At 70.8% G+C, this 23198-nt stretch carries 24 protein-coding genes; 15 read left to right on the top strand and 9 right to left on the bottom strand.

Features of this window, described 5'->3' with window-relative positions; translation table 11 throughout:
* Positions 1-9: 9 nt before the first annotated feature.
* The 3 genes from AC07DO_RS08355 to AC07DO_RS08365 all read left to right on the top strand — a co-directional run bounded on the left by AC07DO_RS08355 (position 10) and on the right by AC07DO_RS08365 (position 2929).
* Positions 10-429, top strand: a complete 420-nt coding sequence (locus AC07DO_RS08355) for an ester cyclase (RefSeq protein WP_479057858.1) — start codon at positions 10-12, stop codon at positions 427-429.
* Positions 430-503: 74 nt separating this feature from the next.
* A complete protein-coding gene (locus AC07DO_RS08360; protein ID WP_479057859.1) occupies positions 504-1418 on the top strand; it encodes an SDR family NAD(P)-dependent oxidoreductase in 915 nt (304 codons plus the stop codon).
* Positions 1415-2929 carry a cytochrome P450 gene (locus AC07DO_RS08365; RefSeq protein WP_479057860.1) on the top strand — a complete coding sequence of 505 codons (1515 nt, stop codon included), beginning with the start codon at positions 1415-1417 and terminating at the stop codon, positions 2927-2929. The genes AC07DO_RS08360 and AC07DO_RS08365 overlap by 4 nt, the downstream gene beginning before the upstream one ends.
* Here the strand turns inward: AC07DO_RS08365 and AC07DO_RS08370 are convergent.
* The gene (locus AC07DO_RS08370; RefSeq protein ID WP_479057861.1) at positions 2875-3699 is read right to left on the bottom strand and encodes an IclR family transcriptional regulator; all 825 of its coding nucleotides are present in this window, start codon (positions 3697-3699) and stop codon (positions 2875-2877) included. The two genes, AC07DO_RS08365 and AC07DO_RS08370, sit on opposite strands and share 55 nt — an antisense overlap.
* Before the next feature lie 192 nt (positions 3700-3891).
* Positions 3892-4656 (bottom strand): class I SAM-dependent methyltransferase, encoded by a 765-nt coding sequence (locus AC07DO_RS08375; protein ID WP_479057862.1) that lies wholly within the window; start codon positions 4654-4656, stop codon positions 3892-3894.
* Between the two features lie 73 nt (positions 4657-4729).
* Between AC07DO_RS08375 and AC07DO_RS08380 the strand changes: the two genes are divergently transcribed.
* The 4 genes from AC07DO_RS08380 to AC07DO_RS08395 all read left to right on the top strand — a co-directional run bounded on the left by AC07DO_RS08380 (position 4730) and on the right by AC07DO_RS08395 (position 8156).
* On the top strand, positions 4730-5239 hold the full coding sequence (locus AC07DO_RS08380) for a winged helix-turn-helix transcriptional regulator (protein ID WP_479057863.1): 510 nt from the start codon (positions 4730-4732) through the stop codon (positions 5237-5239).
* Between the two features lie 197 nt (positions 5240-5436).
* Positions 5437-6132 (top strand): type 1 glutamine amidotransferase domain-containing protein, encoded by a 696-nt coding sequence (locus tag AC07DO_RS08385; RefSeq protein WP_479057864.1) that lies wholly within the window; start codon positions 5437-5439, stop codon positions 6130-6132.
* Between the two features lie 3 nt (positions 6133-6135).
* The gene (locus AC07DO_RS08390) at positions 6136-6702 is read left to right on the top strand and encodes a TetR/AcrR family transcriptional regulator (RefSeq protein ID WP_479057865.1); all 567 of its coding nucleotides are present in this window, start codon (positions 6136-6138) and stop codon (positions 6700-6702) included.
* Between the two features lie 95 nt (positions 6703-6797).
* On the top strand, positions 6798-8156 hold the full coding sequence (locus AC07DO_RS08395; RefSeq protein WP_479057866.1) for an aldehyde dehydrogenase family protein: 1359 nt from the start codon (positions 6798-6800) through the stop codon (positions 8154-8156).
* An 82-nt stretch (positions 8157-8238) separates the two neighbouring features.
* Here AC07DO_RS08395 and AC07DO_RS08400 read toward each other — a convergent pair whose 3' ends face one another.
* The 3 genes from AC07DO_RS08400 to katG all read right to left on the bottom strand — a co-directional run bounded on the left by AC07DO_RS08400 (position 8239) and on the right by katG (position 12791).
* A complete protein-coding gene (locus tag AC07DO_RS08400; RefSeq protein ID WP_479057867.1) occupies positions 8239-9603 on the bottom strand; it encodes an FAD-dependent oxidoreductase in 1365 nt (454 codons plus the stop codon).
* A gap of 167 nt (positions 9604-9770) precedes the next feature.
* The gene (locus AC07DO_RS08405) at positions 9771-10388 is read right to left on the bottom strand and encodes a TOPRIM nucleotidyl transferase/hydrolase domain-containing protein (protein ID WP_479057868.1); all 618 of its coding nucleotides are present in this window, start codon (positions 10386-10388) and stop codon (positions 9771-9773) included.
* 177 nt (positions 10389-10565) lie between these two features.
* Positions 10566-12791, bottom strand: coding sequence for a catalase/peroxidase HPI (katG, locus tag AC07DO_RS08410; RefSeq protein WP_479057869.1), 2226 nt, complete (start codon positions 12789-12791; stop codon positions 10566-10568).
* A 263-nt stretch (positions 12792-13054) separates the two neighbouring features.
* Between katG and AC07DO_RS08415 the strand changes: the two genes are divergently transcribed.
* Entirely contained in the window at positions 13055-13471 is a 417-nt protein-coding gene (locus AC07DO_RS08415) for a Fur family transcriptional regulator (protein ID WP_479057870.1), read from the top strand.
* 63 nt (positions 13472-13534) lie between these two features.
* Positions 13535-14701, top strand: a complete 1167-nt coding sequence (locus AC07DO_RS08420; RefSeq protein ID WP_479057871.1) for a M48 family metalloprotease — start codon at positions 13535-13537, stop codon at positions 14699-14701.
* Positions 14702-14729: 28 nt separating this feature from the next.
* On the opposite strand, the gene AC07DO_RS08425 is transcribed toward AC07DO_RS08420, so the two are convergent.
* The 3 genes from AC07DO_RS08425 to AC07DO_RS08435 are packed head-to-tail and all read right to left on the bottom strand — an operon-like array spanning position 14730 to position 16220.
* Entirely contained in the window at positions 14730-15365 is a 636-nt protein-coding gene (locus tag AC07DO_RS08425) for a hypothetical protein (RefSeq protein ID WP_479057872.1), read from the bottom strand.
* 1 nt (position 15366) lies between these two features.
* Complete coding sequence (locus tag AC07DO_RS08430) at positions 15367-15750, bottom strand: hypothetical protein (protein WP_479057873.1); 384 nt, start codon at positions 15748-15750, stop codon at positions 15367-15369.
* A gap of 41 nt (positions 15751-15791) precedes the next feature.
* Positions 15792-16220, bottom strand: coding sequence for a secondary thiamine-phosphate synthase enzyme YjbQ (locus tag AC07DO_RS08435; protein WP_479057874.1), 429 nt, complete (start codon positions 16218-16220; stop codon positions 15792-15794).
* Between the two features lie 102 nt (positions 16221-16322).
* On the opposite strand from AC07DO_RS08435, the gene AC07DO_RS08440 reads away from it, so the two are divergent.
* From AC07DO_RS08440 to AC07DO_RS08465, 6 genes are all read left to right on the top strand, one after another.
* Complete coding sequence (locus AC07DO_RS08440) at positions 16323-16406, top strand: putative leader peptide (RefSeq protein ID WP_355809829.1); 84 nt, start codon at positions 16323-16325, stop codon at positions 16404-16406.
* Positions 16407-16702: 296 nt separating this feature from the next.
* The gene (locus AC07DO_RS08445; protein ID WP_479057875.1) at positions 16703-17584 is read left to right on the top strand and encodes an ABC transporter permease; all 882 of its coding nucleotides are present in this window, start codon (positions 16703-16705) and stop codon (positions 17582-17584) included.
* Positions 17557-18309, top strand: a complete 753-nt coding sequence (locus AC07DO_RS08450; protein WP_479057876.1) for an ABC transporter ATP-binding protein — start codon at positions 17557-17559, stop codon at positions 18307-18309. The genes AC07DO_RS08445 and AC07DO_RS08450 overlap by 28 nt, the downstream gene beginning before the upstream one ends.
* Positions 18310-18397: 88 nt before the next feature.
* Positions 18398-19447: an ABC transporter substrate-binding protein gene (locus tag AC07DO_RS08455; protein WP_479057877.1), complete on the top strand. Its 1050-nt coding sequence runs from the start codon at positions 18398-18400 to the stop codon at positions 19445-19447.
* A 2-nt stretch (positions 19448-19449) separates the two neighbouring features.
* Positions 19450-20658, top strand: a complete 1209-nt coding sequence (locus AC07DO_RS08460) for an LLM class flavin-dependent oxidoreductase (RefSeq protein ID WP_479057878.1) — start codon at positions 19450-19452, stop codon at positions 20656-20658.
* An 83-nt stretch (positions 20659-20741) separates the two neighbouring features.
* A complete protein-coding gene (locus AC07DO_RS08465) occupies positions 20742-21863 on the top strand; it encodes an NAD(P)-binding domain-containing protein (RefSeq protein ID WP_479057879.1) in 1122 nt (373 codons plus the stop codon).
* On the opposite strand, the gene AC07DO_RS08470 is transcribed toward AC07DO_RS08465, so the two are convergent.
* Positions 21860-23095, bottom strand: coding sequence for a S8 family peptidase (locus tag AC07DO_RS08470; RefSeq protein ID WP_479057880.1), 1236 nt, complete (start codon positions 23093-23095; stop codon positions 21860-21862). The genes AC07DO_RS08465 and AC07DO_RS08470 overlap by 4 nt on opposite strands.
* Between the last annotated feature and the right edge of the window lie 103 nt (positions 23096-23198).

Below are 23198 nucleotides of genomic sequence, written 5' to 3' on the forward strand. Positions count from 1 at the left end.
AAGGACGACATGTCAACCCTGCAGGAGAACAAGGCCGTACTGGAGCGCTACTACGAGGAGTGCCTCAACAAGGGCAACCTCGACGTCATCTACGAGGGCGCGGGCGCCGACCACATCAGCCACGGCACCGCGCCGAACGGCAAGGAGGGTGTGGAGCACCTCAAGGAGTGGGTGCGGCTGCAGCGCGCCTCGTTCCCCGACCTGCACGTGACGGTCGACGACTGGATCCTGGAGGGCGACAAGGTCGTCAGCCGGTTCACGGCGCGGGGCACCCACACCGGCGAGCCCTACGAGGGTGTGCCCGCCCAGGGCCGCGCGTTCGCGGTCAGCGGCATCGTCATCGACGAGTTCAAGGACGGCCTGATCGTGGAGAGCTGGTTCTCCCTCGACGGACTCGACCTGGCCAAGCAGCTCGGCGCGCTGGGCTGACCGGACGGCCCCGGCGCCTTCGGGCGCCGGGGCCCGGTCTTTCCGCACGGTCCAGTCCAGAGAAGGAGATTCTGATGGCGGCACAGCTCCCCGTACTGATCACCGGTTGTTCCTCGGGTATCGGCCGGGCCACCGCCCTGCGGATGCACCGGTCGGGGATGATCGTCTACGCCACGGCGCGCAGGCCCGAGACGCTGAAGCCGCTCGCCGACGACGGCATCCGCACCCTGCCCCTGGACGTCACAGACGAGTCGAGCATGCGCTCCGCGGTCGACACCGTCGAGGCGGCGCACGGGTCGGTCGGGGCCCTGGTGAACAGTGCCGGGTACGCCCTCTCGGGAGTCGTGGAGGAGGCCGGTCTCGACGACATGCGGCGGCAGTTCGAGACCAACGTGTTCGGGCTTGCCCGGCTCAGCCAGCTGGTCCTGCCCGCGATGCGCGCCGCGCGCGGCGGCACGATCGTCAACATCTCGTCCATCTTCGGCCGTTACGCGGTTCCCGGCGGGGGCTACTACCAGGCGTCCAAGCACGCGGTCGAGGCGCTGAGCGACGCACTGCGCCTGGAGACGGCCGACTTCGGCGTGCGCGTCGTCCTCGTCGAGCCGGGTCCCGTGCGCACCACCGAGTTCGGGGCCACGTACGTCGCCAACTTCAAGCCCGTCAGCGAGGACTACGCGGAGTTCCGTCAGCGTACGGCCGAGTACTTCGACGCGATCTACACCGGGAGCCGGCGCACTCTGGCGGGCACCTTCGCGATCCAGGCCGACGACGTCGCACGCGTCGTGGAACGTGCCGTGCGCAGCGCGCGCCCGCACGCCCGCTACCCCGTGGGCTTCCTGGCCCGCAGCACCATCGCGCTGCGCCGTCTCACGCCCGACGTCGTCTTCGACAACCTCTTCGTGCGGCGCGCCTTTCCCGTGCCGCGGAGACTCGACCGCCGGGCGGCGCCCGCCCCTTCGCACCTCCGACAGCAGGGAGAATCCCGATGACGACCACCGCTTCCGCCGACTCGCCGCTCGCCTTCGCCGGCGCCGTCGGCGCCACGGCTCCCGGCCCCAAGGGCGCCCCGCTGGTGGGCAGTCTCAGCTCCTGGCGGCGCAACACCGCCGAGTTCCTGCTCGGTCTGCAGCGCGACTACGGCGAGGTGGTGCGCCTGCGCCTCGGTCCGATGACGGTGCATCAGGTCACCGGTCCCGAAGCGGTGCGCCAGGTGCTGGTGAAGAACCACGGGAACTACGTCCGCGGCCCGTTGTACGAGCAGTTCGGCGTGGTGATGGGAAAGGGGCTGCTCACCACGGACGGCGAGTTCTGGCGCAGCCATCGCCGGGCGGTCCAGCCGGTGTTCCTGAAGAACGCCGTGCTCGACATCATCCCCAACATCGTCCGGGCGACCGGTGAGATGCTCGACGAATGGGAGGGGAAGGCGGCGCGCGGCGAGCCCGTCGACCTGATGACGGAGATGCTGCGGCTCACCCTGGTCACCCTCAGCCGTTCACTGTTCGCGTACGACATCAAGCCCTCGGCCCGGGTGCTCAAGCAGATCGTCGACGACGTGGTCGAAGTGATGTTCCGCCGCGGCACGCTCTCGGAGATGCTGCCGTCCTGGCTGCCGACCGACCGCAAGCAGAAGATCGCCCGTATTCATCATGTGTTCGACAAGGTCGTCGCCGATGTGCGCAAGAGTCACGCGGAGACCGGCGAGGGCCCGCTGATGGCCCTGATGGAACAGGCCAAGGACCCCGTCACCGGCGAGCCCTGGACCGATCAGCAGATCCGTGACGAGTTGCTCACCATCTACCTCGCGGGCCACGAGACCACCGCGGTGTCACTCTGCTGGACCCTGCTCTCCATCGCGAACCACCCCTCGGTACAGGAGGAGCTCGACGGTGAGATCGAGCAGGTACTCGGCGGCGGGCCGCCGGACGCCGCGAACACCGAGGCCCTCACCTACACACAGATGGTGGTGGACGAGAGCCTGCGGATGCACCCGCCCATCTGGATCTTTCCGCGCGCCGCTGTCGGCCCGGACACTCTGGACGGGTATGCGATCGAGGCGGGCTCCTCGATCCTCCTGTCACCGCTGGTGTCCCATCACAACCCACGCTATTGGGAGAACCCGCTGGCCTTTGACCCCACCCGCTTCACGCCGGAGGCCGTGCGGGAACGCCCGCGCATGGCGTACCTCCCCTTCGGGGCCGGGCCGCGCCAGTGCGTCGGAAACTCCATGGCGCTGCTGGAACTGCGGACCATCGTGGCCATGATCAACCAGCGGTTCAAGGTCAGCATGATCCCCGGCGACTCACTGGGGTACGGATCGCCGGTGATCTCGCTCCGGCCGCTCAAGGACGTGATGGTGCGGCTGACCCCGCGCGACCGCGTGTCCGGGTCGGCGTCCCGGATGCCCGGACGCCCGCTGCCCACCGCGGTCAGCCGTCAGGGGTGCCCTCACGGGCGATCGGCCGGGACCCTGGACGACCAGGCTCCGGAGTCGCTCGCCTGAGTGAATCGCGCGGCGGCGCCCATGACGGCCCGGATGTCGGCGGCGGACCAGCGCGGCACGGCACCCTCGACGAGGACCAGGACGGAGCCCATCACGAGGCCGTCCCAGCTGACGGGTGCGGCACAGCCGTTCCAGCCGCGGGCCCACTCCTCGCTCTCGACGGCGTAGCCCGACTCCCGGATGGCCCGGAGTGACGTGCGCAGCTCGGCGTTGTCGCGGTAGGCACCCGGGCCGGCCTCCCTGGGCGGCGGCTCGGCCAGCACCTGGTCCTGGATGACCTCGGGAAGGTGAGCGAGGATCGCCCGGCCGCAGGCACCTGTGCGCAGCGACTGGGAGATGGAGAGCAACGCACGGTGCCCGATGCCCAGTTCGGTCAGGTCGGAGTCGCCCACGGCCATGTCGAGGCACTGCTTCCTGGCGCCGCCGAAGGGGGCGAGGACGAACAGGCACACGAGGCCTCCGTCGATCTCCTCGCGCAGTTCCTCCAGCGCCGCGTGCGCGACCGCGGCGTTGGGCTCGTGCATCAGCGCCTTCAGGCCCAGCCGTGCGGCTCCGGAGCCGAGCCGGTACAGACCGCGCGACTCCCGTACGAACGTGCCTTCCTGGACACCGGACTGCAGGATCCTGTGGACCGTGGAGTCATCGAGCCCGGTCGCCTCGGCGAGTTCGCCGGGGCCGTGCGCCGGACCGCCGAGTTCGGTGAAGGCCCGCTGGACCTTGAACACCCGGGTGGCGTGCACGCTGCCGCCCTGAGTACCGGATCTTGTCACCGTTTCCCCTTCCCGTCGGGTACGCGGCCGGACCTCGCCGCTGGTACCGCATCGCGCCGAGAGCATGGATTGCCCGGGCGCGCCCCCATGGTTCCGCACACCGCCACAACAGCACCGCCCGGCACCCGACCGCCTTGTTCTTCCATCGCGTCTCGAGGCGGACGCTTGCGATTTTCGAGCGCTGCCGGTCCTCTAACTCTCCTGTGGGCGAGCGTGGCCGAGGTAGGTGACGACGGGTTTGCCCTCGGGTTCCAGGACGAAGTCGGCCAGCTGCGGGATCTCGTCATCGGTGATCTTGCCGCTCCGGCGCGCGATGGTGGCGCGGACCAGACCGACCACGCTCTTGGGCTTGAAGGAGCAGGTGTCCTCGTTGCGCAGGCCGTGGGCGGCGAGTGCGGCCGCGACCTCCTGGGGCGTGCGGAACCGATCGTTCGTGTAGCGGTCGCGGGGCATGATCCGCGTGAGCGGCAGGGACTGGAAGGCGCCCAGGTAGATGAGGCGGGACACGGGTGTCTTGTTGACCGTGTCGTAGAAGAGGACGCCGTCGGGCAACAGCAGGCGGGCGGCCTGCGCGACCACCGTGTCGAGGTCGTCCGTGATCTCGAAGGTGTCCGTGCAGAAGACGACGTCGAAGCGCTCACCGGAGAGACCGGGGTCCTCGGCGGGTGCCGTCACGTACTGGACGGATTCGTCACCGGCGGCCTGTCGGGCCAGTTCGGTGGCCCGGGGCGCGGGATCCAGAGCGACGACGTCGAAGCCGAGTCCGGCGAGCCCGCGGGCGAGGAGACCGCGTCCGCTTCCGATGACCAGGGCGCGGCGCCCGGGCGGCTCGATACCGAGCCGCTGGAGGACCGTGGTCAGGTACTCCATGCGCACGTGCTGGAAGGTGAGGGCCCGGATGTGCCGGCCGTCGACCGCGTCAGGTGTGAGCGAGTTGAGTTCGATGATCGGAGCCATGACACCCTCCCGATTGGTTCCCTCAGGGAACCCACACTCTAGTACCTTTAGGGAACTCGGATAGCCTGGAGGCGTGACCAGGACCTCTCTCACCGACGTGGCCTGCTCGATCGCCCGAGCGACCGACCTGTTCGCCGACGCATGGACGGCGCTGATCATGCGGGACGTCCTGATGGGCGTCACACGGTTCGACGACATCGCCCACGACTTGGGCATCTCACGCAAGGTGCTCTCGGCCAGGCTCTCGCGGCTGGTGGAGGAGGACGTCCTCAGGCGCGAGCGCTACCAGGACCATCCGCCGCGCGAGCACTACGTGGCCACGGAGAAGGGCACGGAGCTGTATCCGGTGCTGCTCGCCCTGATGCGGTGGGGCGACCGCTGGCAGAGCGACGGGTCCGGACCGCCTCTGCGCCTGCATCACGTGGACTGCGGACACGACACGGAGCCGGTGACGGTGTGCGCACACTGCGGTGACGCGCTCACCGTCGACAACACCACCCACCTCCCCGGCCCCGGCGGCCGCGTGGGTCCGGGCACTCGGGTGCTCGGCCCTCTGGTCGCGGGGCGGCAGCACTCCGACTGACCGGCGCGGACGCGCCCGCCCCCGCCGCCGGCCACCCCGCCTCCGACTCCGCCATCGGTTTTCCGATACCTCCTATTGATTTCCTCATTGGATACCTATGCCGGATGGATTTACGTTGGGGATATCGCCGTCCTGACGTTCTGCATCCAGAACGTCAGACCGCCCGCCCGATCACCCCGATCATCGGAGGCCCCCGCATGTCGAAGATCCTGTTCGTAGTCACCGGCGTCGACCACTGGACCCTGGCCGACGGAACCCGGCATCCGACCGGCTTCTGGGCCGAGGAGGCCGTGGCGCCGTACGAGGCGTTCAAGGCCGCCGGTCACGAGATCGTCGTCGCCACTCCCGGCGGTGTCGTCCCCACCGTCGACGGCGGCTCCCTCGCTCCCGAGGCCAACGGCGGGCAGGAAGGCGCCGAGAAGGTCGCCGCCTCGCTCGCCGCGTTCACCGAACTCCAGCACCCGGTGAAGCTGGCGGAGGTGAACCTCGACGACTACGCCGCCGTCTTCTACCCGGGCGGCCACGGCCCCATGGAGGACCTCGCCGTCGACGCCGAGTCCGGCAGGCTGCTCACCACCGCCCTGGAGACGGGCAAGCCGCTCGGCATCGTCTGCCACGCCCCGGCCGCGCTCCTGGCCGCCGTCTCCGCCGACGGCCTGCCCTCGTTCGCGGGCTACCGCCTCACCGGCTTCACCAACGCCGAGGAGACCCAGGCCGGTCTCGCCGACCGGGCGAAGTGGCTGCTCCAGGACCGCCTGGTGCAGGGCGGCGCCGACTTCCAGGAGGGCGAGCCCTGGGCCCCGCACGTGGTCGTCGACCGCAACCTCGTCACCGGCCAGAACCCCGCGTCCTCCGCCCCGCTCGCCGCCGAGCTGCTCGGGAAGCTGGCCTGAGTCATGGGCACCGACCGGCTCGACGAGGTCCTCGACGCCGCCTACGACTGCCTCACGCGGTACGGCGCGCGACGCACCACGATGGACGACATCGCCTCTGCCATGGGCGTGTCCCGGTCCGCCGTCTACCAGTACGTACGCGGCAAGGACGACGCCTTCCGCAGGCTCGCCGGACGCCTCCACGAGCAGGCGCTCCTACGGGCCCGTGAGGCCGCCACCGCCGACACCCCGTACGCGGTGAGACTGCACGGCGTCCTGGCCGCCAAACTCGACCTCGTCCTCCAGCTCGCCGGGGACTCCCCGCACGCCGCGGAGCTGCTCGACGGGAAGGCCCGCCTCTTCGGCGACCTCTGCACGTCGTTCACCGCGGAGCTGCGCGAGGTGCTGACCGGCCTGTTCACCGAGGCGGGCACGGTCGCGGGCGTCACGCCCGCAGAGGCCGCCGACATCTGCGTCGCGCTGGTCGTAGGCCTGGAGGGGGCGCCCGCTCCCCGGAGCCTGCTGGGCCCGGCCAGCGACGCTCTCGCCGTCGGCCTGCTCGGCACGGCGGCCCCCGCACAGAACGCCTGACGCCTGACGCACCACATCACACATCACGCATCACCAAAGAGCACAGCACCAAGAACGCATCACACCGCACACCGCACCTCTGAGGAATTCCCCCCATGACCACCGACGTCACCCTCACCGACCGGACCGCCTCCTTGGTCGCCCGGCTGCGCGCCACCTTCGCCACCGGCCACACCCGGCCCCTCGCCTGGCGTCAGGAGCAGCTGACCCGGCTGCGCGCGCTGTTCACCGAGAACCGCGAGGCCATCGCGGACGCCCTCCACAGCGACCTGCACAAGCCCCGCCCCGAGGCGTACGGCGCCGAGGTCGACCTGCCTGTGCACGAGATCGACCACACGCTGGCACACCTCGCGGAGTGGCTGGAGCCGCAGCGGCTCGACCAGGCGTCCCTCGCCGGGCTGCCCGAGGGGTCCACGGCCGGCACGCAGTACGAGCCGCTGGGCACCGTACTGGTCATCGCCCCGTGGAACTACCCGGTCCAGCTCTCCCTCGTACCGGTCGCCGGAGCGCTGGCCGCCGGCAACACGGTGGTGCTCAAGCCGAGCGAACTCGCTCCGGCCACCTCGGAGTTGATGGCCCGCCTCGTACCGATGTACCTGGACCCCGAGGCCGTAGCCGTCGTCGAGGGCGGCATTCCCGAGACCACGGCGCTGCTCGCCGAGCGCTTCGACCACATCTTCTACACCGGCAACGGCGCGGTGGGCCGCATCGTGATGCGCGCCGCCGCCGAGCACCTCACGCCCGTGACCCTCGAACTGGGCGGCAAGTCGCCGGTGTTCGTGGACCGGGACGCCGATGTCGCCACCGTCGCCGCCCGTCTGGCCGACGCCAAGTTCCGCAACGCCGGGCAGACCTGCGTCGCGCCGGACTACGTCCTGACCGACCCGGACACCGCCCGCACCCTCGCGGGCGCGCTCGCGGAGGTCGTCGAGCGTCTCTTCGGCGCCGACCCGCAGTCCTCGCCGGCGTACGGGCGGATGGTGAACGAGCGGCACTTCGACCGCGTGAGCGCCCTGCTCGACTCCGGTACGACGGCGTTCGGCGGGCGGACCGACCGGGACGACGTGTACATCGCGCCGACCGTCCTGACCGGCGTGACGGCGGACGACCCCGTCATGTCCGAGGAGATCTTCGGCCCGGTCCTGCCCATCGTGGAGGTCGCGGACCTGGACGAGGCCATCGCGTTCATCAACGACCGCGACAAGCCGCTGGCCCTGTACGGCTTCACCGAGAACGAGACGACACGGCGCCGCCTCGCCGCCGAGACCTCGTCCGGCGGTCTTGGCTTCGGGCTGCCGATGGCGCATCTGCGCGTGTCCGACCTGCCGTTCGGCGGGGTCGGCGAGAGCGGCATGGGCAGTTACCACGGCCCGCACTCCATCGCCGCGTTCAGCCACCGCCGCGCCCGCCTGGACGTGCCGCTCGGCAACGGGCGGGCCGGGCACCGTTCGTGAGGTCCGCATAGCAGTGTGCGCAGGCGAGTTGGAGGTCCACCTTCAACGCGCCTGCGCACACAAGGGTTCAAGCCGCGGAGCGTTACGCGCCGCTCGCCCTGAGCATGTCCTCGCGCTCGACGATCTTCACGCGCTCACGGCCGTGCGGCTCGCCGAGGGACTTCTCCGCGGCGTCGAGGCGGTACCAGCCGTCCCACGTGGTGAAGCGGACGTTGCGCTCGCCGAGGAAGGCCTCGACGGCCTCGGGCTCGGGCGAGGCGGGGGTGTGCAGCCGGCCGTTCTCGCGGTCGTCGAGGAGGCTGGCGACGGTCTCGTTGGCGTCGCCCTTGGTGTGGCCGATGAGGCCGACGGGGCCGCGTCGGATCCACCCGGTGACGTACGTCGATTGAAGGTGCTCGCCGGACTCCTCGATCACGCGGCCCGCCACATCCGGGACCGTGCCGGAGGTGACGTCCCAGGGCAGCTTGGGCAGTTCGTCGGAGAGGTAGCCGACGGCGCGGTAGACCGCCCCGAGGTCCCAGTCCTTGAACTCGCCGGTGCCCTTGACGTTGCCGGTGCCGTCGAGGGCGGTGCGCTCGGTGCGCAGGCCGACGACCTTGCCGTCCTCGCCGAGGATCTCGACGGGCGACTCGAAGAAGTGCAGGAACAGCTTGTGCGGGCGGTCGCCGACGTCGCGGATCGCCCAGTTCTCCAGGGTCTTGGCGACCATGTCGGCCTGCTTGTTGCCGCGCCGGGTCGCGATCGAGCCGTCGTCGTAGTCGATGTCCTCGGGGTCGACGATGACCTCGATGTTCGGCGAGTGGTCCAGCTCGCGCAGCTCCATGGGGCTGAACTTCGCCTGCGCGGGGCCTCGGCGGCCGAAGACGTGGACCTCCAGGGCCTTGTTGGCCTTGAGTCCTTCGTGGACGTTCGCCGGGATCTCGGTGGGCAGCAGCTCTTCGGCGGTCTTGGCGAGGATGCGGGCGACGTCGAGCGCTACGTTGCCGACGCCGAGGACGGCGACCTTCTCGGCCTCAAGCGGCCAGGTGCGCGGCACGTCGGGGTGTCCGTCGTACCAGGACACGAAGTCCGCGGCTCCGTACGATCCTGCGAGGTCGATGCCGGGTATGTCGAGCGCTCGGTCGGCGGTGGCGCCCGTGGAGAAGATCACGGCGTCGTAGAAGGAGCGCAGGTCGTCCAGGCTGATGTCGCGCGGGTAGTCCACGTTGCCGAAGAGGCGGATCTGGGGCTTGTCGAGCACCTGGTGCAGGGCCGTGATGATGCCCTTGATGCGGGGGTGGTCGGGGGCGACGCCGTAGCGGATCAGACCGAACGGCGCCGGCATCCGCTCGAAGAGGTCGATCGACACACCCGGCTCGACCGCCACTGCGGATTTGAGCAGCGCGTCGGCGGCGTAGATTCCGGCGGGACCGGCTCCGACAATGGCTACCCGCAGAGGGCGAGGCATGTTCAGGTTCCCTTCGAGCGGTGATGGGGTGACTCGAGGGAAAGCCTAAGCTAAGGCAAGCCTAAGTAAGTAGGCGGGTCAGGTTTATGACCTCATAAGGCAGCCTTATGACTCCCATCATATCCCCTTGGGGTACTCGCTGGCCTGTGCGACGGGACGGCACCGCGTCATACGCTCGCGAGCAGCCCGTCGAGCGGAGCGGGCACTTCGCCAGGAGCGAGGGCGTCCGTCAGGAGACCGCCGTAGCGGATCTTGCGCCCCTTCTTGGTGCCGAGGAAGCGACGCAACTGCTGGTGCCGCGGCGTGTCCTGATGGGCGGGCTGCCGCTGCAGAGTCTGCCACGCCCGCAGATCGCCCTCGTCCCGGATGATCTCTTCGACCCGCGCCGTGCCGAGCGCGCGGATGAGCTCGTCCTCCAGGTCGGCGGCGCACAAGTGGATGCCCTGCCGCGACGCCCCGGCCCGCTCCAGCCCGCGATCGTAGAAGCGCCGCTCGCCCACGTCGCACAACCCCGTCAGGCGCAGGCCGAGACCGGGCGGCCCGAGGAGCCCGGCGTACCGGCCGACGCTCATCGCCCCGCCCATCGGTACGACGCACACCCCTTCGGCAGCGAGGTCCCGGCCGCGCCGCGCGGCCAGCGTCTCGACGGCCGCGAGGTCGCTCGGGCCCTCCAGAAGCACCGCGGTCCGCAGCCCCAGCCGCGTCGCCAGCTCACGCGCGGGTCCGTCGGGAGCACCCGCCGCCCAGTTGCCGACCGCGTCCCTGAAAGCGCCCATGTCCACCATGGAACGAGTCTGCACGTCAGTCGCCCGGCACGGCACCGAATATCGGCAGCGACGCGGGGCGCCGGGAGTGTCGGAGGTGTCGGAGCCGGAGACCGGCCGGGCGGTGCGTCCAGGTGGTACCCCCCTGGACGCGCCGCCCGCGCCGCCCGCGCCGGTGAGCCGGTCAACCGGCCCGCGTCACACGAGGTCGAACCGGTCGAGGTTCATGACCTTGACCCACGCCGCGACGAAGTCACGTACGAACTTCTCCTTCGCGTCGTCGCTCGCGTAGACCTCGGCGAGCGCGCGCAGCTCGGAGTTGGAGCCGAAGACCAGGTCGGCCCGCGTGCCGGTCCACTTGACCGCGCCGGAGGCGTCGCGGCCCTCGAACGTGTCCTGCGCCTCGGACGTCGACTTCCACTCCGTGCCCAGGTCGAGCAGGTTCACGAAGAAGTCGTTGGTGAGGGTGCCGGGGCTGGTGGTGAGGACGCCGAGGTTCGAGCCCCGGTGGTTCGCGCCGAGGACGCGCAGACCGCCGACGAGGACGGTCATCTCCGGGGCGCTCAGGGTCAGCAGGTTCGCCTTGTCGAGCAGCAGGTACTCGGCGGGCAGGCGGTTGCCCTTGCCGACGTAGTTGCGGAAGCCGTCGGCGGCCGGCTCGATCGCGGCGAACGACTCCACGTCGGTCTGTTCCTGCGCCGCGTCGACGCGGCCCGGGGTGAAGGGCACCTCGACGGCGAAGCCGGCGTCCTTGGCGGCCTGCTCGACGGCCGCGCTGCCGGCGAGCACGATGAGGTCGGCGAGCGAGACCTGCTTGCCGTCCGTGCGGGACGAGTTGAAGGACTCCTGGACGCCCTCCAGGGCACGGAGGACCGTCGCCAGCTCGTCCGGGTTGTTGACCTCCCAGCCGCGCTGCGGCTCCAGACGGATCCGCGCGCCGTTGGCGCCGCCGCGCTTGTCGCTGCCGCGGAAGGAGGAGGCGGCCGCCCACGCGGTGGACACGAGCTGCGAGACCGACAGGTCCGAGGCGAGGATCCGCTCCTTGAGAGCGGCGACGTCCGCGGCGTCGATGCTCTCGTACGTCACCTCGGGCAGCGGGTCCTGCCACACCAGCGTCTCGCTCGGGACCTCCGGGCCGAGGTAGCGCACGATCGGGCCCATGTCGCGGTGGGTCAGCTTGAACCAGGCGCGTGCGAAAGCGTCCGCGAACGCGTCGGGGTCGTCCTTGAAACGACGCGAGATCTGCTCGTAGACCGGGTCGAGCCGGAGCGACAGGTCGGTCGTCAGCATCGTCGGCGCGTGCCTCTTCGTCGCGTCGAAGGCGTCGGGGACGGTGCCCGCGCCCGCGCCGTCCTTCGGCCGCCACTGGTGCGCGCCCGAGGGGCTCTTGAACAGCTCCCACTCGTAGCCGAAGAGGATCTCGAAGAAGCTGTTGTCCCACGTGGTGGGGGTGTCGGTCCAGATCCCCTCGAGCCCACTGGTGATCGCGTCGGCGCCGACGCCCGTGCCGTGCGTGCTGCGCCAGCCCAGGCCCATCTGCTCCATGGGCGCGGCCTCGGGGTCGTCGCCGACCGCGTCGGCCGGGCCCGCGCCGTGGGTCTTGCCGAAGGTGTGGCCGCCCGCGATGAGGGCGACGGTCTCCTCGTCGTTCATCGCCATCCGGCGGAACGTCTCACGGATGTCGCGGGCCGCGGCGATCGGGTCCGGATTGCCGTTCGGGCCCTCGGGGTTGACGTAGATGAGGCCCATCTGGACCGCGCCGAGCGGGTTCTCCAGCTCGCGGTCGCCGGTGTAGCGCTCGTCGCCGAGCCAGTCGGTCTCGGGACCCCAGTAGACGTCCTCGTCGGGCTCCCACACGTCGGCGCGGCCGCCGCCGAAGCCGAAGGTCTTGAAGCCCATCGACTCCAGGGCGACGTTGCCGGTGAGGATCAGGAGGTCGGCCCACGAGAGCGACTGACCGTACTTCTTCTTGACCGGCCACAGCAGACGCCGGGCCTTGTCGAGGCTGGCGTTGTCCGGCCAGCTGTTGAGCGGGGCGAAGCGCTGCTGGCCGGCGCCGGCGCCGCCGCGGCCGTCGCTGATGCGGTACGTGCCCGCGCTGTGCCACGCCATGCGGATCATGAACGGGCCGTAGTTGCCGAAGTCGGCGGGCCACCAGTCCTGGGAGGTCGTGAGCACCTCGGCGATGTCCCGCTTCACGGCGGGGAGGTCGAGGGTCTTGAACGCCTCGGCGTAGTCGAACTCCTCACCGAGCGGGTTGGCCACGGCGGGGTTCTTCGCCAGGATCTTCAGGTTGAGCCGCTCCGGCCACCACTGCCGGTTTCCACCGCCCTGCGTCGGGTGCGGCGCGCGGTGCGCCACCGGGCAGCCGCCCGTCTCCTCCGGTTTGGGGTCGGTGACGATCGCGTCGTGGTTCTCGGTCATGGGGAATCCTTCCGGAGAGGGCGGATCGCGGTGCTCAGGAGCTGAGGGTGGTGGAGCAGGTGCACGCGCGGGCCGGAAGGCGATCCGGTGAAGTGAGGCGATCCAGTGAAGTCACGTGTGGTTCCCTGCCGTTGCCCTGACCCTTGGCTGCCAGCCGGATCCGATCCTACGATGGACGAAATCCAAGTCAATACATAAGACAGGCGCACGCGTATTCATTCGCAAGGACTCTGCACAATTCCGCACAGTGAGGGTTGGTGGTCATGAGTGACCTGCTGCAACGGCTCCGCGGACGCGGTTGGCGGATGACCGCCCAGCGTCGTGTGGTCGCCGAGGTGCTCGCCGGCGACCACGTCCACCTGACCGCCGACGAGGTGCTCGCCCGGGCCACCGCCAGGCTGCCGGAGATATCCCGTGCCACCGTCTACAACACCCTCGGCGAACTCGTCTCGCTCGGCGAAGTGATCGAGGTGACGACGGACAGCCGCGCCAAGCGCTACGACCCCAACGCGCACCGCCCGCACCAGCACTTGGTGTGCTCGGGCTGCGGCACCATCCGCGACGTCCACCCCTCCGGCGATCCCTTGAGCGACCTGCCGGACTCCGAACGGTTCGGCTACGCGGTCTCCGCGGCGGAGGTGACGTACCGGGGCCGGTGCCCGGGGTGCGCGGCGGGCTGAGCCGCGGCTCTCCCATACTTGTGGCGGGGCACCGATGGAGTCGCAAGGTGGGGGACAAGAGTCGTGACGAAAGAGCCGGGCCGGGCTCTCCGCTTCCTGTGGGACGTACAGGCGGAAGTGGCCGCCGCGCGGGGCAAGAGGGGCTTCGACGCGGATCGCGCGGCCTCGCTGATGCATGTGGCCGTGGACAAGATGAACCTCGAGGGCTTTCCGGGGCATCGCGGCGACGTCCTCGACCGCTACCGCAATCCGCCGGCGCACTGGCCCCCGGCCGGGCCGCACGAAGACCTCGGGATCTACCAACTGCTCCATTCGCTCGCCGACACGATCGAGGAACACCTCACCGGCCCCTTCGCCCGGCCGGTCCTCGGCTCGCTCTCCACCGGAGAGGTCAACGCGGTCACCCTGCGTGTGCCGGGCTCGGCCGAGCACATCGTGCTGTTCGAAGACGAACTGCCCACCTACCTGCTGCTGTTCAGCAAGGCTGTCGCCTATGCCCTCCCTCGGGCCGATGACGGTCAGACCGCCTTCGCCCGGAGTCAGGACCGGGTGCGCGACATCGTCGAGAAGTCGCCCGAAGCGCTGCTCCGGTTCAGGCAGGTCGTTCTGGCCTACCTCCTGCACGGCTCCCCGAACCGGGCACCGCAGTACTTCGCACCGAGCAGGATCAATCACACGGCCGTCCACCTGCTCCACGCGATGGAATGCTTCGTCCTCGGCCATGAGTACGGCCATATCGCGGCCGGGCATCTGTCCGAGAAGGTGGGCCGACGGCGGCTGCTCGGGGACGAGGACCTGGTGTTCGACGAGGTCGAAAGGTCATGGCAGCAGGAGTTGGTGGCCGATCAGCTCGGCTGGCGGGCGGCGCTTCTGACCACGTCGTCAGCCGAGGAACCCAGCCTCTACGGCCACGTCGGCGCCGAACTGTTCCTGTTGGCGTCCGAGGTCCTGGAGAATGCCCGGAACCTGTTCACGACCGGCACCGAGGGGCGCAACGGGCCCGAGGAGGACTCCGACGCCGACGGGCGGCGGAGCTCCCACCCCCCTGCCGGACTGCGCCGCGAGATGCTGCGCGAAACCCTGACGGACACCTTTCCCGAAGACTCCACCCTGTACGTCGAGGCGGCTCAGAGCATCGAGGCGACGGTCGCCGTGCTGTGGGAGCACACGGCACCTCTCGTGGAAGAACTGCGCCGCACCGGGCACACGCCGGACGCCCGTTGGACTTGACGGCCCCCGGGTCCCCCGAGGTGACGTCTCACCGCTTGGGACAGCCGCCGGGCACCGGCTTGGCGGAGACCACACGGGACAGCGGGATCCGCTGCTCCTCGGCCGCGCTCACCTGGATCCGCACGAACTTCTTGTCCATGGAGAGGAGTTCGCCGCAGCGTGCGCTGCCCGATGTCTCCACCACCCGGAAGCCCGGTACCGCGGCCCGCTCCCCGTACCAGGTCAGGCCGACGGCAGCAGTCACCGCCGCGAGGGCCGCGAAGCCCGCGACGATCGCACGCCGCAGATCGGTCACGGCCCGGCGGGTGACGGTCCGCTGTCGGACGAGGAGTTGCTCCAGGGAAGCCTCCGCGAGCCTGCGCCGAGGCAGGCCGAAGGCCGCCCGCATGGCGAGGAAGGCTCCGAGTGCGGCGAGCGCCAGACCGCCGAGCAGCAGAATTCCGACCGTACGCCGCGCGCCCGGCGTGAGCCCCTGGATGCTGTCCGGTCCTTTGACCACGCCGACCGTGGTCAACAGGGCAAGCAGCGCGGCCAGGCCGTTGCGCCAACTCTCCGCCTGCTGGCGGACCTTGGACAGTTCCTCGTCGAGCAGGCGACGCGCCTCCTCGGCCCGCCGTCGCCCGGCCGGGGTGCTCGCCGGCCCGGCCGTGACACGTACGGCCACCTCACTGCCCCCATTCCACGGTCAGCACCCAGGACGCGCCGCACCCCGACTCCTCCCCGGCGTCCGGGTGGGTACCGCCGCACGAGCAGATGACCTCGATGTCGCGCCGACCACCGCGGGCCACGGCCCGCCCGAGGGCGCGGGCGAGGAGGCCGCGTCGTCCGGAGCCGGCACCGAGCACGTCGGAGTAGGCCACGAGCCGTTCCGAGAACACCGTGTGGTGCCCGCAGCGCGGACAGGGACCCGACACCACGACGACCTCGGCCAGTTCCTCGCTCGGATGCACTCCGACCGAGGCGGTGGCCGCGGCCGTCACGTTCCACTCCGGCTCCGACACCACCTGGTACGACAACTCGACCGACTCCCGCTCCGGTGAGCTCTGCATGGCCCCTGCCCTCTTCTCTCGGTCCGAGAGAACAGGGTGCCTCACTCCCCGCCGAGGAACGACAGCCGCACCTTCCGGTCCGGATTGTCGACATTCGTATCGACAAGGCACACCGACTGCCACGTCCCCAGCTCCAGGCGGCCGTCGATGACCGGCAGGGTCGCGTGGGGCGGGACCAGGGCGGGGAGCACGTGGTCGCGGCCGTGGCCCGGGCTGCCGTGGCGGTGCTGCCAGCGGTCGTCCGCGGGGAGCAGCGTGTGCAGCGCGGCGAGCAGGTCGTCGTCGCTGCCTGCTCCCGTCTCCAGTACGGCGATGCCCGCCGTGGCGTGCGGGACGAAGATGTTGAGGAGGCCGTCGCGGCCGTCGGCCGCTTCGCGCAGGAAGGCCTCGCAGTCGGCGGTGAGATCACGGACGACCTCGGTCGATCCGGTGGTGACCTGCAGGACTCGGGTGGTGAACGCATCGGGCATACGCCCATCCTCCCTCACGTCGGCTTCCATCCGCTGATACCGGAAGTCCGCCTTTCGAGACACCATTGACCGTGCGCGGACGAAGTGGCTACGTTCTGCCGCATGTTGCGTTCAGCCCTGCTCACCACGCGCGGTCACATCGACCTGCTGCGGGTGGCCTCGTCCGCGTGTCGTCGCGGCTGCTGACGCCCTTTCCCCGCTTTCGCGTTCTTCGCCTCGCCGGTTCCAGCCGGTCTTGGCCGGTTCGTGCTTCACGCTTCGCGCTGCTCCCACATGCCCTCCGTAGGTCAGTGAGCCAATGGGCCAGTAGGCCTTCAGGCGTGCAGGCCCATGCGTGTCGCGTGGGCGTCACGTGCGTGCCGTGAGCTGACGGCGTCCGGCTGCGTGCGCACCGACCGCCGGTGAACCTGCGCCTCTCCCCTCCCCTCTCTCCCCGCCCCCTCTCCCCTCCCTCCCCGCCCTCCCTTCCCCGCGGAGCCCTCATGAGCATCAGCCATGCCCCGCCACACCCGTCCTCGCCCGACATATCCGCTAGATCCCCTTCAGATCCGTCCCCGGGACCCGAGCTCCACGCCCTCGTCCCCTCCTCCACCCGCCGCGCCCGCGTCCCCCGCTGGCTGCGCCGCACCTCGGGACCGCTCGCGCTGCTCGCCCTCTGGCAGGTCCTGAGCGCCACCGGCGTACTCGCCGGTGACGTGCTCGCCTCACCCGGGACCGTCGCCCGCGTCGCCGGTGATCTCATCGAGAACGGGTCCCTGCAGAACGCCATGGGGGTCTCCCTGCAGCGCGTCGCCCTCGGGCTGCTGTTCGGCACCGTCGTCGGGACGACGCTCGCGCTCGTCTCCGGGCTCTTCCGCATCGGCGAGGACCTCGTGGACGCCAGCGTGCAGATGCTGCGCACCGTGCCGTTCGTCGGGCTGATCCCGCTGTTCATCATCTGGTTCGGGATCGGCGAGGCGCCGAAGATCGCGATCATCACGCTCGGGGTCTCGTTCCCGCTCTACCTCAACGTGTACGCCGGGATCCGGGGCGTCGACGCCCAGTTGATCGAGGCCGGGGAGTCGCTCGGCCTGTCGCGGTGGGGGCTCGTGCGGCACGTCATCCTGCCGGGTGCGCTGCCCGGGGCCATGACGGGACTGCGCTACTCGCTGGGCATCTCCTGGCTCGCCCTCGTCTTCGCCGAGCAGGTCAACGCCGACGCCGGCCTCGGCTTCCTCATGGTCCAGGCCCGCGACTTCCTGCGCACCGACGTGATCGTCGTCTGCCTGGTCGTCTACGCCTTCCTCGGCCTGGCGGCCGACTTCGTCGTCCGAACCCTCGAAAGGCTGCTGCTGCAATGGCGACCGACGTTCACCGGCCGGTGACCACGACCGTGCCCTCCGCCGTCCGCGTCGACGGGCTGACCCGCACCTTCGACGACCGTGCCGTCATCGACGACCTGCACCTCGATGTGCGACCCGGCGAGTTCGTGGCGCTGCTCGGCCGCAGCGGCTGCGGCAAGTCGACTCTCCTGCGCATCCTCGCCGGGCTCGACCGGGACATCGAGGGCACCGTGCTCGTGCCGCGCCGCAAGGCCGTCGCCTTCCAGGCGCCCCGGCTGATGCCGTGGAAGCGGGTGTGGCGCAACGTGCTGCTCGGGCTGCCGGGCAAGCCCGACCGGGACGTCGCCGAGCAGGCCCTGGCCGAGGTGGGCCTGAAGCACCGCACCAACGCCTGGCCCAAGACCCTCTCCGGCGGCGAGGCCCAGCGCGCCTCGCTGGCCCGCGCCCTGGTGCGCGAGCCGGATCTGCTCCTGCTCGACGAGCCGTTCGGCGCGCTCGACGCGCTGACCCGCATCAAGGCCCAGCGGCTCGTCGACGAGTTGTGGCAGCGGCGCGGCTGCGCGGTTCTCCTCGTCACGCACGACGTCGAGGAGGCGGTCCTCCTCGCCGACCGGGTCCTGGTCATGGACGGCGGCGTCATCGCGTACGAGACGGAGATCGACCTGGAACGGCCTCGCGGCATCTCCGACCCCCGCTTCGGCGAGCTCCGCGCGGAGCTGCTCGAACGGCTCGGTGTCGAGGCGCCCGCCGAAGCCGCCGCCATCTGACCCCACCGCCCACAGCCCGTCCACCTGACGCCCCCGTCCCCGCCCATGTCCCCGTCCCCACCTACCGAAGGAAGCGAACGGAACCACCATGCGACGACCACGCCCCGTCCCCGCCGCCGCCTTGCTGCTCCCCCTGGCCCTGCTGCTCGCCGCCTGCTCCGGCACCTCGTCCGCCGACAGCTCCATCGGCGGCTCGGGCGGCGGCACCGACGGAAAAGGGTCGTTGACCCTCAACGTCGGTGATCAGAAGGGCGGTTCGGAGGCCGTGCTGCGCGCTGCCGGGGAGCTCGACGACCTCGACTACAAGATCCGCTGGTCCACCTTCACCTCCGGCCCACCGCTCCTGGAGGCCATCAACGCCAAGGCCGTCGACATCGGCGGCATCGGCAACACCCCGCCCGTCTTCGCGGCCGGCGCGGGGTCGAAGATCTCCGTGGTGGCGGCGAGCCACGGCACGGCCGCCGGTGACACGATCCTCGTGCCGGACGACTCGCCGCTGAAGAGGCCACAGCAGCTCAAGGGCAAGTCCGTTGCCGTGGCACAGGGTTCGTCCGCGCATTTCAATCTGGTCGCGTCCCTGAAGAAGGCCGGGCTCGATTTCAAGGACGTACAGGTCAAGTATCTGCAGCCGGCCGACGCGCTCGCCGCGTTCACCAGCGGCAAGGTGGACGCCTGGGCCGTCTGGGACCCGTACACCTCGCAGGTCCTGCGGGCGAAGACCGGCCGCGTCCTCACCGACGGCGACGGCCTGGTGAACGGCCTCGCCTTCCAGGCGGCGGCGCCCGGCGCCCTCGACGACAAGAAGAAGGCCGCGGCGATCTCCGACTACCTGGACCGGCTCCGCAGGGCCCAGGACTGGGTCTACAAGCATCCCAAGGCCTGGGCGAAGGTCTGGGCGCAGGACACCGGCCTCCCCTACGAGGTCGCGCTCGACGCCGTCAAGCGCACCAACGGCACCCGGGTCCAGGTGGCCATGGACAAGAACGTCATCGCGTCCGAGCAGGAGATCGCTGACACCTTCACCGATCTGAAGCTGATCCCGCGCCGCATCGACTTCGGTGACTTCGTCGACACCCGCTTCAACGGCGATCTGCCGCCCTCCACCACCGAGCCGCGCTCGTACCGCAAGGAGTCCTGACCATGAACGTCCACCTGCACTGGTTCCTGCCGACGGGCGGCGACGGCCGCACCCTCGTCGACCGCCACGCCTACACCGACGGCGGCATCACACGCTCCCGCGTCACCCCGGTGAGCGGCGTGCGCGCGCCCGACATCGCGTATCTGGCCCAGATCGCCAAGGCCGCCGAGCAGTTGGGGTTCGAGGCGGTACTCACGCCCACCGGTACGTGGTGCGAGGACGCCTGGCTGACCACGGTCGCGCTCGCCCAGCACACGGAGCGGCTCAAGTTCCTCGTGGCGTTCCGCCCCGGCGTCATCTCCCCCGTCCTTGCCGCGCAGATGGCGGCGACGTACCAGCGCATCACCCGCGGCCGGCTGCTCCTGAACGTGGTGACGGGCGGTGACTCGACCGAGCAGCGGCGGTTCGGCGACCACCTGGACCACGACCGCCGCTACTCCCGCACCGACGAGTTCCTCTCGGTCGTACGAGGGGTGTGGGGCGGCAAGCCGTTCGACTTCCGGGGCGAGCACTTCCAGGTCGACGGCGGCCTCACCGCGCTGCCGCCGGATCCGCTGCCGGAGATCTTCTTCGGTGGCTCGTCGGCCGCGGCGGGTCCTGTCGCTGCGCGGCACACCGACGTCTACCTGACGTGGGGCGAGCCGCCCGAGCAGGTGAAGCAGAAGATCGCCTGGATTCGCGGACTCGCCGAGAAGGAGGGCCGCACGGTCCGCTTCGGCATCCGACTGCACACGATCTCCCGCGACTCGGCCGCCGACGCGTGGGCGACCGCGAACCGGCTGCTCGACGACCTCGACCCGGACACGATCGCCGCCGCCCAGGAGGCGCTCGGCCGCAGCGAGTCGGTGGGCCAGCAGCGGATGCTCGCGCTGCACGGCGGCTCGCGCGACAAGCTGGAGATCTCGCCGAACCTGTGGGCCGGTGTCGGTCTGGTGCGCGGCGGGGCGGGCACGGCGCTGGTCGGCAGCCATGCCGATGTCGCCGACCGGATCGAGGAGTACCACGCGCTCGGTGTGGAGCACTTCGTCCTGTCCGGCTATCCGCATCTGGAGGAGGCGTACTGGTTCGGCGAGGGTGTGATCCCCGAGCTGGCCGTGCGCGGGCTGCTGCCGCGGATTCCGGCGTCGCCGCTGTCCGGTGTGCCGGCGGCGAACGGCCGGCCCGCTTCCGCCCCGGGTGGCGCGCCGCTCCTCGTCGCGGGCGGCCGGTGAGACAAGGCGCCGGTCACCGGTGACGCAAGAGACAGGGCCGGCCCGCCGGGAAGATCCTGACCCCCGAGGAAGTTAGTAGAAACGTGAACGACATCGGGGTACGAGACGCAGCCGCCTCAGCGACGGTCCAGAACGTGGACGTGGTGGTCATCGGCGCCGGTCAGGCTGGCCTGTCCAGCGCCTACCACCTGCGGCGGGTCGGCTACGAGCCGGACCGGGACTTCGTGGTCCTCGATCACGCTCCCCGGCCCGGCGGCGCCTGGCAGTTCCGGTGGCCCTCCCTGACGTACGGGAAGGTGCACGGCATGCACGCGCTTCCCGGCATGGAACTGACGGGTGCGGACCCCGCACGCCCGTCGTCGGAGGTCGTCGGGGAGTACTTCGAGGAGTACGAACGCCGCTTCGAGCTGCGCGTACGACGCCCCGTCGACGTGCGCGGAGTCCGCGAGGGCGAGGGCGAGGACGGCAGGCTGCTCGTCGAGACGTCGGCGCGCACGTGGTCGACGCGGGCCCTGATCAGCGCGACGGGCACCTGGGACCGGCCGTTCTGGCCGCGCTACCCGGGCCAGGACACGTTCCGCGGGAGGCAGTTGCACACGGCGATCTACTCGGGCCCCGAGGCCTTCGCGGGACAGCGAGTGATCGTCGTGGGCGGTGGAGCCTCGGGCACGCAGCACCTCATGGAGATCGCCCCCTACGCGGCGTCGACCGCCTGGGTCACCCGGAGCGAGCCGGTGTTCCGCGAGGGGCCCTTCGACGAGAACTGGGGGCGCGCGGCCGTCGCCATGGTCGAGGAGCGCGTACGTCAAGGGCTGCCGCCGCGCAGCGTGGTGTCCGTGACGGGGCTGCCCGTGAACGACGCGATCCGGCGGGCGCGGGCCGACGGCGTCCTCGACCGGCTGCCGATGTTCGACCGGATCACGCCGACGGGCGTCGAGTGGGACGACGGCCGCCGCGTGGACGCCGACGTGATCCTCTGGGCGACCGGGTTCCGCCCCGCCGTCGACCACCTGGCCCCGCTCCGGCTGCGCGGGCCGGGCGGCGGCATCCGTATCGAGGGCACGAGGGTCGCGGCGGACCCCCGTATCCACCTGGTGGGATACGGGCCCTCGGCCAGCACGATCGGTGCCAACCGCGCGGGGCGCGCGGCGGTGCGCGACGTCCAGCGGCTGCTGGCCGGCACCTCGGTCCCGAGCCCTGCCTAGCCCGGGTACAGCGTGTAGAGCAGCTTGTCCGGCGTGACGGGCGGGCTGCCCTGCAGCACTCCCGTGGTGGCGTTGTCCACGAGGCCCTTCTTGACCTGCACCGGGGTATCCGTGGGCCGGAGGCCCAGATGCAGCGCGGCCGCGCCGGCCGCGTGCGCGGTGGCCATCGACGTACCGCTGAGGGTGGCCGTCGCGGTGTCGCTGTCCTTCCAGGCGGAGGGTATCTGCACGCCCGGCGCGAACAGGGAGACGCACGAGCCGTAGTTGGACGAAGACGCCCGGCGGTCGCCGCGGTCGCTCGCGCCGACGCTGATGGTCTCCGGCACCCGGGAGGGCGAGGTGTTGCAGGCGCCGCCGGCCTGGCCGGAGCTGCCCGCGGCGACCGTGTACGTGACGCCGGAGCGGATGGAGCGCCGCACCGCGCTGTCGAGGACGTCACCGGGCGCCCCGCCGAGGCTCATGTTCGCGACCGCCGGCTTGGCGGCCTTCGCCGTCACCCAGTCGATGCCCGCGACGACCCCCGAGGTCGTGCCCGAGCCCTGGCAGTCGAGGACGCGCACCGCGACCGGCCGGGCCTGCTTGGCCACGCCGTACGTCTTCCCCGCCGCGACGCCGCCCACATGGGTGCCGTGCCCGTTGCAGTCGTCACCGTTCCTGCCGTCGCCGACGGTGTCCGTCCCGACGGAGGCACGGCCGCCGAACTCCGCGTGGGTGGTGCGCAGCCCGGTGTCGATGAGGTAGATGCTCACGCCGGGGGCAGTGGTGCGGTAGGTGTACGTGGTGGACAACGGGAGGCGGCGCTGGTCGATGCGGTCGAGGCCCCAGGGCGCGTCGGCCTGGGTCTGGTCCGTCGAGCCGGCGATGCGGACCCGGGTGTCCTGGCGGACGTACGCGACACGGGGATCCGCGGCGAGCCGGGCCGCCTGTGCCCGGCTCATCCTGGCGGAGAACCCGTGCAGCGCCGCCCGGTACACATGGCCGAGCCGCGCTCCTTCGGCCCGCCCGAGGAGCTCGCGCGCCACGCCGGACACGGCGGAGTCCTTCAGCCGACCCGTGTCCTTCAGCACGACGATCCAGCCGTCCGGCACGGCGTCCTCAGAACCGCCCGCGAGCCGCAGGTCGCCGCCGGAGGGGCCGGCTGCGGCATGGGAGGAGGTGGTGACGGCGAGCAGGCCGGTGGCCGTCAGTACGGCGGAGAGCAGCACCGCTGTCCCCCGCCGAGGGGAGGGCATTCTCATTCCCGGTGCACCTGAACCTTTCATCGACTGACCAGGGACGGGGTCGGGCCATGTGCGGTGCGGTGCTGGGTGAAGCGGTACCGAATGAAGCGGTGCT

The organism is Streptomyces sp. NPDC045678, from assembly GCF_056432085.1.